Genomic DNA, 13159 nt, shown 5'->3' on the forward strand with positions numbered 1-13159 from the left:
CCGGCGCTCGCTCGGGTGCCTGCTCAGGTGCCCGCGCCCGCGCGCATGATCCGCGCCTTTTCGCGCTCCCAGTCGCGCTTCTTCTCGGTCTCGCGCTTGTCGTGCAGCTTCTTGCCCTTCGCGAGGCCGATCTCGCATTTCACGCGGCCGCCCTTGTAGTGGAAGTTCAGTGGCACGAGCGTGTAGCCGCGCTGCTCGACCTTGCCGATCAGCTTCTTGATCTCGTCGCGATGCAGCAGCAGCTTGCGCGTGCGGACCGGGTCGGGCTGGATGTGCGTCGACGCCTCCGGCAGCGGGCTGATGTGCGTGCCGATCAGGAAGATCTCCGCGTTCTTCACGATCACGTAGCCTTCCTTGATCTGCCCGCGCCCCGCGCGCAGCGCCTTCACTTCCCAGCCCTCGAGCACGAGCCCCGCCTCGTAGCGTTCCTCGATGTGATAATCGAAGAACGCTTTCCTGTTGTCGATGATGCTCATGAAGGGAACTCGTTTAAAATCACGATTCTAGCAAAGCGGGCGGGGGTCGTCCGGCTTGCGTCCTCACCTAAGCGTGCCGCGCGATCTATGGCAGACGTCCAAAAAACCGTGTTGATCCGTCATTCGGCGGAGCAGATGTTCGACCTCGTCACCGACGTCGACGACTATCCCAACTTCCTGCCGTGGTGCGGCGGCGTCGACATCCGGCACCGGGACGACTCGAGCATGGAGGCGCGGATCGACATCAACTTCAAGGGCATCAAGCAGCACTTCGCGACCCGCAACACGCAGGAGCGCCCGACCCGCATCGACATGGAGTTCGCGGACGGGCCGTTCAAGAAATTCACCGGCAAGTGGCGCTTCACGCCGCTGCGCGCCGACGCGTGCAAGATCGAGTTCGCGCTGCACTACGAGTTTTCGAACATCCTGCTCGAGAAGATCATCGGGCCGGTGTTCAGCCACATCGCGAACACGTTCGTCGAGTCGTTCGTGAAGCGCGCGGACCAGCGCTACGGGAAGGGGTGACGCGATGCTGTCGATCGAAGTCTGCTACGCGCTGCCGGACCGCCAGACGCTGATTCCGCTTGAGCTGCCCGATGGCGCGACCGTCCGCGACGCGATCGATGCGAGCGGGATCGCCGCGCGGCATCCGGAAATCGATGTCGCGCACGCGAAGACCGGCATCCACGGCAAGCTCGCGCTCCTCGACGCGGTGCTCGCGGATCACGACCGCGTCGAGATCTACCGGCCGCTGATCGTCGATCCGAAGGTCGCGCGCCAGCGCCGCGTCGAGAAGTCGCGCCGCGAAGGCTCGATCGAGGGCCGCAAGTGGCTGCCGAAGGATTCGCGCTGAGCGGTGCTTCCCTGTTGTTCGGTCTGCCGATATTCGTCCGATGATATTCGTCCGATGAAACGCCGCGCTCAGTGCGCGGTCAGGTTCGCGTCGAGCGGCTCGCCGGCCGCATGCGACGCGCCGTGGCGGCGCACCGAGCCGTACACGCCCGCGAGCAGCAGCGCGAGCGCGACGAGCTCGAGCACGCGCGGTAGCCGGTGGTCGTAGACGAATCCGTACAGCAGCGCGAACACAGTTTCGAACACGATCAACTGGCCGGACAGCGTCAGCGGCAGGCGCTTCGACGCCGCGTTCCACAGCCCGTTGCCGAGCCACGACGCGCCGATCGCGAGCCCGAGATTCAGCAGCCAGAACAGATGCCAGCGCGAGGCGGGCAGCGCCGGTTGCAGCGTGCCGAGCGGCAGCGCGGCGATCGCGACCCAGCAGAGCCCGCCGATCAGCCCGGTGACGACGCCCCACAGCACCGACCATTCGTTGCCGTCGAAATGGTGATGGCGCTGCAGATAGCGCGCGTTCGCGACCGCGTACCAGGTCCAGCTCGCGAGCGCGCCAAGCGCGCACGCAATGCCGCCGAGCTTCTGCGCGAGCGTCGTGTCGTGCGCGGCGGCCGACGTGAACAGGTCGACGTTGATGCATGCAATGCCCGCGACGACGAGCGCGAGCGGGCCGGCGAGGCGCTTCAGCGGTACCGCGCCGTGGTCGCCGAGGCCGGCGAGCGTGACCGTGACCGGCAGCACGCCGACGATCAGCGAGCTCGGCGCGATGCCGATCAGGTGGACCGCGCCGGACAGCAGCATGTAGTACGCGACGTTGCCGATCAGTGCGAGCGTGACGAGCGCGACGAGATCGGCGCGCGTCAGGCGCGCGGCGAGCGAGCGTGCGGCGGGCAGTGCGGCCGCGAGCGCGACGAGGCCGTACATCGCGTAGCGGCCGGCGCTCAGCAGCACCGGCGAGAAGTCCGACAGCAGGCGCGGCACGAGGAACACCATCCCCCATAGGGCGCCCGCCAATACTCCGTACACCACACCGCGCTGCATCGACTTCTCCGGCTGATTCTCGACATGCGCGAATCTTAGCGAGGCCGATGCCGATGCGTCTTGTTCATTCCTGCACTCGGCCGGAATCGACCGGTCAGTCGCGCGGTGCGCGGGGCGCGAACGGACGCAGGCGGACCCGAAACGAAAACGGATCGAAAACGACCCGAGCGAGGAACCGAACGGCGCGGACCGGGCACGCGAGCAAGTGCGGCTAAACCCTTGTTCATGTTGTGAAATTTAATCGAGGTTCGCGTATAATTCGCTTTTGCGCCCATAGGATTTGCCATGCGTCTGATCCAAAAAGCACTCACGTTCGATGACGTGCTCCTCGTCCCGGCGTTCTCCGACGTTCTGCCGCGCGACACCAGCCTCAAAACCCGGCTGACCCGCAACATTTCCCTGAACATGCCGCTCGTGTCCGCCGCGATGGACACCGTCACCGAAGGCCGGCTCGCGATCGCGATGGCGCAGCAGGGCGGTGTCGGCATCGTTCACAAGAACCTGACGCCCGCCGAGCAGGCGCGCGAAGTCGCGAAGGTCAAGCGTTTCGAGTCCGGCGTCGTGCGCGATCCGATCACGATTCCGCCGCAGATGACGGTCCGCGACGTGATCGCCCTGTCGCGCCAGCATGGCATTTCGGGCTTCCCGGTCGTCGAGGGGCCGCAGCTCGTCGGCATCGTCACGAACCGCGATCTGCGCTTCGAAACCCGCCTCGACGAGCCGGTCAAGTCGATCATGACGCCGCGCGAGCGCCTGGTGACGGTCAAGGAAGGCACGCCGCTCGCCGACGCGAAGGCGCTGATGCACAGCCACCGCCTCGAGCGCGTGCTGGTCGTCAACGACGCGTTCGAGCTGCGCGGCCTGATGACCGTCAAGGACATCACGAAGCAGACCGAACACCCGGATGCGTGCAAGGACGAGCACGGCAAGCTGCGCGTCGGCGCGGCGGTCGGCGTCGGCGCCGACAACGAGGAGCGCGTCGAGCTGCTCGTGCAGGCGGGCGTCGACGTGATCGTCGTCGACACCGCGCACGGCCACAGCAAGGGCGTGCTCGAGCGCGTGCGCTGGGTCAAGCAGAATTTCCCGCACGTCGAGGTGATCGGCGGCAACATCGCGACGGCCTCCGCCGCGAAGGCGCTCGTCGAGTACGGCGCGGATGCGGTCAAGGTCGGCATCGGCCCGGGCTCGATCTGCACGACGCGGATCGTCGCGGGCGTCGGCGTGCCGCAGATCAGCGCGATCGCGAATGTGTCGGACGCGCTGAAGGGCTCCGGCGTGCCGTGCATCGCCGACGGTGGCGTCCGCTTCTCCGGCGACGTGTCGAAGGCGCTCGCCGCCGGCGCGAACGCGGTGATGATGGGCAGCATGTTCGCGGGCACCGAAGAGTCGCCGGGCGACGTGTTCCTGTATCAGGGGCGCCAGTACAAGTCGTATCGCGGCATGGGCTCGGTCGGCGCGATGAAGGACGGCGCGGCCGATCGCTACTTCCAGGACAATTCCGCGAACATCGACAAGCTCGTGCCGGAAGGGATCGAAGGGCGCGTCGCGTACAAGGGCTCGGTCAACGCGATCATCTTCCAGCTGATCGGCGGCGTGCGCGCGAGCATGGGCTACTGCGGCTGCAAGACGATCGACGAGCTGCACGACAAGGCGGAATTCGTCCAGATCACCGCGGCCGGGATGCGCGAGTCGCACGTGCACGACGTGCAGATCACGAAGGAAGCCCCGAACTACCACGTGGACTGATCGCCTATGAAACCGCTGCTGCGCGCCGTGCTGATCGTCGATGCGTTGCTGTTGATCGCGGTCGGCGGGCTCTGTCTGCTGTCGCCGTGGCGCGCGCTGTTCGACGCGCTGCAGCTCGCGAGCATCGAACCGCCGATGGTGGGCCAGGCGCTCGGCATCGCGCTCGTCGGGCTCGCGTGGCTCGCGCTGCATGCGGCGATCGACGGCGATCTGACCACCAGCATCGCGCGCGCGGTCAGCCACGTGAACTGGCTGACGGGCGCGCTGATGCTGGTCTGGGTGATCGCGCTGCGCGATCCGTCCCTGTCCGGGCTCGGCCAGCTCGTGTCGGTCGTCGCCGGCGCGGCGCTCGTGATCGTCGGCTTCGGCGGCGCGCGGCTCGCGGCGGCGGTGCGCCGGCGCGAGAGGGCGCAGGCGCTCGATGCGGCGAAGACGGCGCAGGTGGCGAAGGGTGTTAAGGGCGCGAGGGGCGTGAAAGACGCGCCCGAGCCGGCGCTGAACACAGCGCCGCGCGTCGAACCGGGTGTCGAGCCGAGCATCGCGCCTGCTTCGTCGGCGGCGTGGCCCGAGCCCGCGGAGTCGCGCGTCGTCGCCGATTTCGACGCGCCGCGCTCGTCGCAGCAGAATTGACCGGCTTGCCGTCGCATGCGTGCGCGTGGCGCGCGCATGCCGGAATCGCCTTCGACGCAGCGCCTGAGTGCGCTGCTTTTGTTATCCGTTTGTTCTAGTTCTCGTCCGCTGCCATGCACGACAAAATTCTGATTCTCGACTTCGGTTCGCAAGTCACCCAATTGATTGCGCGGCGCGTGCGCGAAGCGCACGTCTACTGCGAAATCCATCCGAACGACGTGTCCGACGACTTCGTCCGCGAGTTTGCGCCGAAGGCCGTGATTCTGTCGGGCAGCCATGCGAGCACGTACGAAGATCATCAGCTTCGCGCGCCGCAGGCGGTCTGGGATCTCGGCGTGCCGGTGCTCGGCATCTGCTACGGGATGCAGACGATGGCCGTGCAGTTGGGCGGCAAGGTCGAGTGGAGCGATCATCGCGAGTTCGGCTACGCGGAAATGCGCGCGCACGGCCATACGCGCCTGCTCGACGGCATCGAGGATTTCTCGACGCCGGAAGGCCACGGGATGCTGAAGGTGTGGATGAGCCACGGCGACAAGGTTGCCGAGCTTCCGCCGGGCTTCAAGCTGATGGCGTCGACGCCGAGCTGCCCGATCGCCGGGATGGCCGACGAGGCGCGCGGCTACTACGCGGTGCAGTTCCATCCGGAAGTCACGCACACGGTGAAGGGCCGCCAGATGCTCGAGCGTTTCGTGCTCGGCATCGCCGGCGCGAAACCGGACTGGATCATGGGCGATCACATCGAGGAAGCGGTCGCGAAGATTCGCGAGCAGGTCGGCGACGAGGAGGTGATTCTCGGCCTGTCGGGCGGCGTCGATTCGAGCGTCGCGGCCGCGCTGATTCATCGCGCGATCGGCGACCGGCTCACCTGCGTGTTCGTCGATCACGGCCTGCTGCGCCTGAACGAGGGCAAGATGGTGCTCGACATGTTCGAGGGCCGGCTGCATGCGAAGGTCGTGCACGTCGATGCGTCCGAGCAGTTTCTCGGGCATCTCGCCGGCGTGACCGATCCGGAAGCGAAGCGCAAGATCATCGGCCGCGAGTTCGTCGAGGTGTTCCAGGCCGAGGCGAAGAAGCTCTCGAAGGCGAAGTGGCTCGCGCAGGGCACGATCTATCCGGACGTGATCGAGTCGGGCGGCGCGAAGACGAAGAAGGCGACGACGATCAAGAGCCATCACAACGTCGGCGGGCTGCCGGAGACGCTCGGCCTGAAGCTGCTCGAGCCGCTGCGTGATCTGTTCAAGGACGAAGTGCGCGAGCTCGGCGTCGCGCTCGGCCTGCCGCCGGAGATGGTCTACCGCCATCCGTTCCCGGGCCCGGGCCTCGGCGTGCGGATTCTCGGCGAAGTGAAGCGCGAGTACGCGGAGCTGCTGCGCCGCGCGGACGCGATCTTCATCGAGGAGTTGCGCAACACTGCCGCGACCGCGCAGGATGCGGCCGCGGGCCTGTGCGGCGAAGCGGACGTCGGCAAGAGCTGGTACGACCTCACGAGCCAGGCGTTCGCGGTGTTCCTGCCGGTGAAGTCGGTCGGCGTGATGGGCGACGGGCGCACGTATGACTACGTGAGCGCGCTGCGCGCGGTGCAGACGACCGACTTCATGACCGCGCATTGGGCGCATCTGCCGTATGCGTTGCTCGGCCGCGTGTCGAATCGCGTGATCAACGAGGTGCGGGGGATCAATCGTGTTGTTTATGACATCTCGGGGAAGCCGCCGGCGACGATTGAGTGGGAATAAGAATTCTCTTTAATTCCATTTAAAATCAATGGCTTATGACGAGTAATAAATAAGCCTCGCCCAATTCTAAATTGGTCGAGGTAGGTCTGTAAGCTCTTGAGAAATATGGGAATTCTTGAAGCACCACTGCCCCTGCGGAGAGCCAAGGCAACCACAATTTGACGGTATTTCTGACGGTATACGCGGGCAGCATGCGCAGCGGCTCGCTTGATACCGTCAGCGGCGTTGACGGTATCTGCAAGCGGTGAGATAGACGCTGGGTGTCTTTCGGATGACTGCGAGAGACCAGAATTGCAGCGATGCTCGGGAGCGCGATCAAGATCTCAACCGGCGGGTACTCAGAATTGCGGCGCAATGAGGGCTTCTCGCGCGGCGATCACCTTTGCCGGACCTCGTGTTCGAACCGGCTTGGGGCATGGGGCAACAACCGGCCGAGGCTGTGTCAAAACGCAAGCCGAACGCTCCGGCCGAAAAACTTGGCTCTTCAGATCGCTCTGTATCGGCTTCGCGGCAGCCCGGGAATGGTAAAGCGACACCCGGAAACCGAGTAGTTTCGCGTTTTCACACAGCCGCGGCCAGCTCCTGCCATGCGCCCTTGCGCTCAGAATGACATTCGAATGTCGGTTCCGCAAACGATAATAGACGCTCGATCCACGTTTCGGCTATTTTCCAGATAGTCTGCAAACCTTACCGATGACGGAGAGCTCAAGTAACTGCGGCTACCGCATTCCCATTGTATCTGGCGCGCAGGAGCCGAAGAGTTTCCACGTCACCGAGGAAAAACCTGTCGGCGAGGAATTGATCATCCGGTGCTTCGATTTGGTCGCTGATATCCATCCCCAACAGTTGCTTCGCGGCCCACGACTGTAGTTTCGCGAGGGCTGTGACCTCTGGAAGGTGATTCTGAAGGATGTATTCCTTCCACTCCGGGAAGGACGGCAAGAGACATAAAACCAGATGACCCAGGAAATCGTATGTGACGCAGCACCACTCGGTCGGGTGCATTTCGCCAAGATCCCGTTCCTTTCTAATCTTTGGGTAGTTAAGAACCTGACCGAGGAGTTTCTTTTCCATATCCCAGATTTGCCGTAGCTGAAGCTTCGCGATTTCGACCTTGAAAGCACTGTCGTCGGGTTGTAGACCATTCACGAACCGATAGGTCGCCATCATTGCGGAAGCGTTGAGCATGCCGAGAGCGTGCCCCTCGGGCGAGCCAACAATTTGACTCCAGGTACGCTCGGGCGTTTCAAACCGCTGAATGAAATGGCGAGCTTCCGCGATGGCCCACTGCGATTCACTCAACATGAGCAGGACCTTGAAGACCCGCCGGTATGCCGTGGCAGCGAGAAGGATCAAGCGCCTAGGCTCGTCGCTGTCGAAATATGTGAGGCAAAGGCGGATGAATCTTCCGATCGCAGCCTTTAAGTCGGCATTCATTTGGGCCCCCGGAGCCAACCAATTCGGCAGGAATTGGACCGTCGCGACACCCCGCCGGTCCAACTCCATCAAATAGGCAAGGGCGTGTCCGACGTAGATGTCGGAGAGATCACGCGCCTTGTCGGGTAACATCCGGTATGGGACGTGAAAGGTATTTGCGGCGCTCTTATCAGCCAGCGCCGCCGTCAGCGCATTGGTTGTGGAGGTGCTGTGCTGCTGGAACATGTGCATTTCGATCAAGTCCTCCATCGAGGCGGACTTGATCAAATCTCTTTCGCCCTGACTGTCCGAGCTAACCTGCTTTCTAAAGTTGTCTAAGATGAGCGTACGCTTGCCGGCTAAGCGGTCGTCAACAAGTTTCTTGAACTCCTCGACGCGATTCATGTTGAATTCGCGGTCGAAAACCTTGTCGATCAGCCGCACGACGCGCCGCTTTTGAAAGAACCACATCTGCCAGGGTTCGAGCAAATGTCGGAGCTTGTCGAACTCGGAGACCAACCGGTCGCGAGGCATACGGATGACGGGCTCGGTCACGCTCATCTCGCGATCGAATACCTCAATCTTTATACCGTCGCAGAGGACAACGAGAGCGGCGTTGATCTTGGGATGACAGGCGTACTCAATGGCTTGCGCGAGATCTTCGTAACCGAACGCCTCGTTGGTACGCGGGCGCTTGGCCTCGATCAGCCAAAAATCTTCCTGCCAAAGATTGAGCTTGTAGTCGGGAAACTTGTTCTTCCCAAGGAATTCTATCTTGCGCTCCAGGTCGACCGAAAAATCCGTGCCTTTTGCATAGCCGAGAGCACGGACAATGGGGTCGATGACGTAGGCGCGAACCTCAGCTTCCGTGAAACCTGATACATCCAATCGCTCGATCTGCCGCAAGGTCTCCATAACGTCGTGGGCCAGAGGCTCCAACCGTTTGTAGAGTTGAAGTGTCTCGAACGCGATCGGCTGCGCGAAGATGTCAGTTGGGCTCATGTTTGACTCTACGATCACTCAAGTTTGATGTTACGCGGCGGTGGAGGCACGAGTAATGAGTTAGCCCAACTGCAGCTCCGCCTCCACATCATCGACCTGCTGTCTGCTGAAGCTTTTGAGATTCTCCTCGATCTTCTCTTGCTGTTGCCTGGGTTCCTCAGCGCCCGGTAGGTGCACGTTGATGTGCTGACTGACCGCGAGTATTGCGAACTTCGTTTTTGAACTTGCGAAGCTCTTCCTTCACGGCTGTGGCTTCCTTTTTTGCTTCCTTGATCTCTCGCTCTAACTCGATAAATGAGTCGATCTGAATCGCCCCGACTGAATCTTGCTGAAGAAGGGTAGGAAAAGGAGGGTGAAGCCGACGAAAAGTGCGTCGCCGATAAGAAGGTCAGTCTTGGTCGGAAAGCCAGCCTTCGCGACAAAGCCTATACCGAAGTAAAGCGCCGCAATCCAAGAGGGGACTGTGAGCCACCAGTTCATAGTCTTGAGTTCAATAAAACGTTGTTCACGAGATCAGTGATTAAGTCCTCGGCCTGCGATGAAGTGAAGAGCACTGCGGACGGGTGCGCGGCCATGTTGCGCCGGTCAAGTCGTTCTTGAAGTATCTTGTATATTGATTTGTCGACGATGTTGGCGATCCTACTGACTTCGATAACTTGTCGCTCGCTATACTCCTGAAAATCGGTGCGCTTGACGATTTCCGGGAGCTTCGGATGGGCCTTCGTTCTATTTGCGTTGAACGCCGCCAAGTGAGCATCGAAGATTCGGTCGCACAAGTGCGAATACGCCAGATTCCAGCCCATCACGATCGCGGCGCGATGGGCCTTGCCGTTCCAGCAGGCAATTGTTTCGTCGAGGAATGTCTGCTGATCTTTATTCGTAACGGACGACAGCAGACCAGTCAGTAACGCATTCACCGCCGTGTTGGATTTGCGACCGACAAGCTTGCCAACCTGTTCGCGTACCGTTGCAGACAGTCGGTAGCCTTGGCCATCCTTCAGCAAGCGAGCAGGACGCTCCGTCGACAGCCGATGCACGATGGAGTGAATGTTGCTCGGCTTCGATTCGTGAACCGCCTCGAAGCACCGCAATAGATCGGTGGGGCCGAACTTCGGCCTTCCACCGTTCTCGTGCAAATACCAGCCGAAGATTTCAACTTTGTCCGTGAAGCTCTTCCCGCCGAAGCCGTTAATTCGACTCACGAACTCCAGAAGATCGCTCACTGGCCGTTGCCCATCTTTGTTGTTACGAAGCCCTCGCCGACGTGGTTGATGGCGTAGTGACCTTTCTCGGCACCTTTACTGAATCGCTTGTCGCGAGTCGCCGCAAGTTCCCTCATTGGCTGGACAGGCGTAGTCGGCAGCGCCCATCCCATCACCTTATATGCGGTGTACATGTGGTCGATGCTGACCTCGTTGACGCTCTTGTAGGTCTTTAGCCAGTATGCTGCGCAAAGGTACTTCTGCATATCGTTCTTTGGGTCCTTTTGCTCGACGAATTCTGCGAAGGTGGGCTTCTCGTCATCAAATCTGATGTCGACAAGGCTTGGCGTTGCCATCTTCGGCGGCTTTCTCTGCTTTTTGGGTGCGGGAGGAGCAGAGGCAGTGGGCTCTTCTTCCTGTTCGATCTCTTCGACATGGTCAAGATCTTCCGACGGCTCGCCAGAGTTATTCACTACGACCTCGGCAGCGCTTCTCGTCGTGCCGAGGCGTTGCTGCAGGCGCGGAGCGGTGACAACAGTCGGCCGGGAAAGCGCGGCTGTGATGCTCTTGAGGCTTTCCTGCAGCGACATGTCGCTGCCTTCCAGTTCGAACTCGATGATCCGAACCTTCATCTTTCCGTTCTGATCGGCCTTTGGCGGCTGCTTTCCCATGGACCCCCCTTACATGGACATGCGCCCAAATATTATATGTGTGATGACATATTTTGTTACACACCAGAAAGAAATGTGTATGAGAGGTGGCGGTGGGACCGCATAGTCTCGGGAAGATGGCCAAGGGCGGCGCAATGTTTTTGCGTTCGTCATCCTCGTCAGCGGACTCAATTCCTGGTGCTGTAGAGCAGTCACTCAATCTGTGTGGTACGAATAGCTGCGACGGATCGACAAGACTCATTCGCCGTTCGGGTGGGCGGACCATTCCCTCCCGTCCTTAGCGCAAGCCGTGTTTGCTGTGCAAGGGCGGCCGACGAGCATCGGCGGGCTTACCCGGGACTTCACAAGGGCGGGACGGGAGGCCAACTATGGCCAGAGGCCCATTACACGCGACTCGTGGTCATCAAAATTCACTCGCGGTGACTTGCGATCCATGTCCGCACGGCGTCGAGTTGTTCAGCCAGTTTAGGCGAACTAGGTAGAAATGCAATCTTCATGATACATTAATCGACATAGAGACTCAGGAAGATAGCAGAATGCCAACCCCCCACGCTCCTTCCGCCGGCGTCCGGCGGGCGCTGCGCAAATTGGGCGCAGATATTCACGACGCACGTCGCCGCCGCCGCTTGACCATGGCGGTGATTGCCGAGCGGGCGTTCACGTCGAGAGCGACTTTGCAGCGCGTCGAGGCGGGAGATCCGAGCGTGAGCATTGGCATCTACGCGGCCGTGCTACAGGCGCTTGGGCTTCTGGATGGACTACAGGAGATTGCCGACGCCGCCCGGGATACCGTAGGGCAGTCGCTGGCAACCGCCGCATTGCCTCAGCGCGTCCGGATGCGCCGTGGTGGCGGAGGGAAGGGTGACCATGGCTGATGTCGAGGTATATATCGATCTCGACGGCTCGCCGCGACCGGTAGGTCTGCTCAGGCGTCATGCGTCGCGTCGGGAAGAAACGGTCACGTTCGAATACGACGAGACCTGGCTGTCCGACGACGAGCGCTTTTCGATTGAGCCTGCGCTGGCGTTGACGCGAGGTGTCTTCCCACCACCGCCTGACCAACCCATTTTTGGTTCGATAGGCGATTCGGCGCCGGATACCTGGGGGCGCCGTCTCATGCAGCGTGCCGAACGTCGTCAAGCAGAACGGGAAGGACGGCGCGTCCGTACACTCGGCGAACTGGATTATCTGCTGGGCGTAGCGGATGAAACACGCCTGGGTGCGCTGCGATTCCGCTGGAGCGGAGAAGATGAATTCCAGGCGCCCGTGCCCGCCGGTGTCCCCGCGCTGATCGAATTGGGGCGGCTGCTTCAAATCACCGAGCGCATCCTGCGGGACGAAGAAACCGATGAGGATCTGCAACTGATCTTCGCGCCTGGGTCATCACTTGGTGGCGCGCGTCCCAAAGCATCGATCACCGACCAGTACGGGCATTTGTCGATTGCCAAGTTTCCGAAGGAGACCGACGAATACAGCATCGAGGCCTGGGAGGAAGTCGCCCTGCGATTGGCTGAACGTGCTGGTATCTCGACCCCGCATCACGAATTGCTCCAGATAGCGGGCAAGGCTGTCCTGCTGTCGCGTCGTTTCGATCGCACTGGGAGCATTCGCACTCCCTTTCTCTCGGCCATGTCGATGACGGGATCGCGGGACGGCCAACGAGGCAGTTATCCCGAATTGGTTGACGCACTGACGCAACATGGTGCGAAGGCGCGGGTCGATGCTGCACAGTTGTATCGGCGTGTGACGTTCAATGTGCTGGTTTCCAATGTCGACGACCATCTACGCAATCACGGCTTCCTGTGGGCGGGGCACGATGGGTGGGTACTCTCACCGGCCTATGACCTCAATCCCACGCCAACCGATGTCAAGGCGCGTATCTTGACGACTAACATCGATCTCGACGAGGGAACTTGTTCGGTCGGCCTCCTCGAGAATGCGGCGGAGTTTTTCGGCTTGTCGCTGAAACAGGCTCGGGCCACGATTCGGGAGGTGGCAGACGTGACCCGGACATGGCAAGCGGTTGCTCAGGAAGTCGGTTGCAGGCGCGCCGAGATCGCCCGCATGGCGAGTGCCTTCGAGCACGACGATCTTGGTGCGGCATTGCGGTTGTGACGGTATCAAGGACCGCGTTCGAACGAGCCTGACGGTATCAGTGACGGTATCGCGCTCACAAATCGTCCTGAGACGGCCAGTGTTAGCGATTTTTCAAACAAGGCGGGTGCTGATCCTCCAGTTTGTTCCGACGACAGCCGTCAACTGCCGGTCATGATTTTCGGCATCGCTGACGGTATCGGCGCCACATGACCAAGCGGAAACACCGTCCTCACAAGGTTCCAACCGTCTGGTTGACAATCGAGTGGGAGTGATGGTCCATAGAGAAGCCGCGCCGT

The 13159-nt window shown here is 61.4% G+C and carries 12 protein-coding genes; 7 read left to right on the forward strand and 5 right to left on the reverse strand.

The window, feature by feature from the left end; genetic code table 11:
- Window positions 1-23: 23 nt before the first annotated feature.
- Entirely contained in the window at window positions 24-476 is a 453-nt protein-coding gene (gene smpB, locus HZI36_RS16990) for an SsrA-binding protein SmpB (RefSeq protein WP_179403824.1), read from the reverse strand.
- A gap of 87 nt (window positions 477-563) precedes the next feature.
- On the opposite strand from smpB, the gene HZI36_RS16995 reads away from it, so the two are divergent.
- Both HZI36_RS16995 and HZI36_RS17000 read left to right on the forward strand, forming a co-directional pair.
- Window positions 564-1001, forward strand: a complete 438-nt coding sequence (locus HZI36_RS16995; RefSeq protein ID WP_179403825.1) for a type II toxin-antitoxin system RatA family toxin — start codon at window positions 564-566, stop codon at window positions 999-1001.
- Between the two features lie 4 nt (window positions 1002-1005).
- Window positions 1006-1329, forward strand: a complete 324-nt coding sequence (locus HZI36_RS17000; protein ID WP_179403826.1) for an RnfH family protein — start codon at window positions 1006-1008, stop codon at window positions 1327-1329.
- A gap of 68 nt (window positions 1330-1397) precedes the next feature.
- Here HZI36_RS17000 and HZI36_RS17005 read toward each other — a convergent pair whose 3' ends face one another.
- On the reverse strand, window positions 1398-2366 hold the full coding sequence (locus HZI36_RS17005) for a DMT family transporter (protein ID WP_179403827.1): 969 nt from the start codon (window positions 2364-2366) through the stop codon (window positions 1398-1400).
- Window positions 2367-2651: 285 nt separating this feature from the next.
- Here HZI36_RS17005 and guaB point away from each other — a divergent pair, with 285 nt between their 5' ends.
- The 3 genes from guaB to guaA all read left to right on the forward strand — a co-directional run bounded on the left by guaB (window position 2652) and on the right by guaA (window position 6475).
- Complete coding sequence (guaB, locus tag HZI36_RS17010; protein ID WP_179403828.1) at window positions 2652-4112, forward strand: IMP dehydrogenase; 1461 nt, start codon at window positions 2652-2654, stop codon at window positions 4110-4112.
- A gap of 6 nt (window positions 4113-4118) precedes the next feature.
- Entirely contained in the window at window positions 4119-4742 is a 624-nt protein-coding gene (locus tag HZI36_RS17015; protein ID WP_179403829.1) for a hypothetical protein, read from the forward strand.
- A 113-nt stretch (window positions 4743-4855) separates the two neighbouring features.
- Window positions 4856-6475: a glutamine-hydrolyzing GMP synthase gene (guaA, locus tag HZI36_RS17020; RefSeq protein ID WP_179403830.1), complete on the forward strand. Its 1620-nt coding sequence runs from the start codon at window positions 4856-4858 to the stop codon at window positions 6473-6475.
- A 705-nt stretch (window positions 6476-7180) separates the two neighbouring features.
- Here the strand turns inward: guaA and HZI36_RS17025 are convergent.
- The 3 genes from HZI36_RS17025 to HZI36_RS17035 all read right to left on the reverse strand — a co-directional run bounded on the left by HZI36_RS17025 (window position 7181) and on the right by HZI36_RS17035 (window position 10766).
- The gene (locus tag HZI36_RS17025; protein ID WP_179403831.1) at window positions 7181-8893 is read right to left on the reverse strand and encodes a type I restriction enzyme HsdR N-terminal domain-containing protein; all 1713 of its coding nucleotides are present in this window, start codon (window positions 8891-8893) and stop codon (window positions 7181-7183) included.
- Between the two features lie 476 nt (window positions 8894-9369).
- On the reverse strand, window positions 9370-10116 hold the full coding sequence (locus HZI36_RS17030; protein ID WP_179403832.1) for a hypothetical protein: 747 nt from the start codon (window positions 10114-10116) through the stop codon (window positions 9370-9372).
- A complete protein-coding gene (locus HZI36_RS17035; RefSeq protein ID WP_179403833.1) occupies window positions 10113-10766 on the reverse strand; it encodes a hypothetical protein in 654 nt (217 codons plus the stop codon). The genes HZI36_RS17030 and HZI36_RS17035 overlap by 4 nt, the downstream gene beginning before the upstream one ends.
- 536 nt (window positions 10767-11302) lie before the next feature.
- Here HZI36_RS17035 and HZI36_RS17040 point away from each other — a divergent pair.
- Together HZI36_RS17040 and HZI36_RS17045 are read left to right on the forward strand one after the other, a co-directional pair.
- Entirely contained in the window at window positions 11303-11641 is a 339-nt protein-coding gene (locus HZI36_RS17040; protein WP_179403834.1) for a helix-turn-helix domain-containing protein, read from the forward strand.
- Window positions 11634-12881: a type II toxin-antitoxin system HipA family toxin gene (locus HZI36_RS17045; RefSeq protein WP_179403835.1), complete on the forward strand. Its 1248-nt coding sequence runs from the start codon at window positions 11634-11636 to the stop codon at window positions 12879-12881. The genes HZI36_RS17040 and HZI36_RS17045 overlap by 8 nt, the downstream gene beginning before the upstream one ends.
- The last annotated feature ends 278 nt before the right edge of the window (window positions 12882-13159 follow it).

It is taken from the genome of Burkholderia guangdongensis, assembly GCF_013403875.1.
GTDB classification, from domain to species: Bacteria; Pseudomonadota; Gammaproteobacteria; order Burkholderiales; family Burkholderiaceae; genus Burkholderia; species Burkholderia guangdongensis.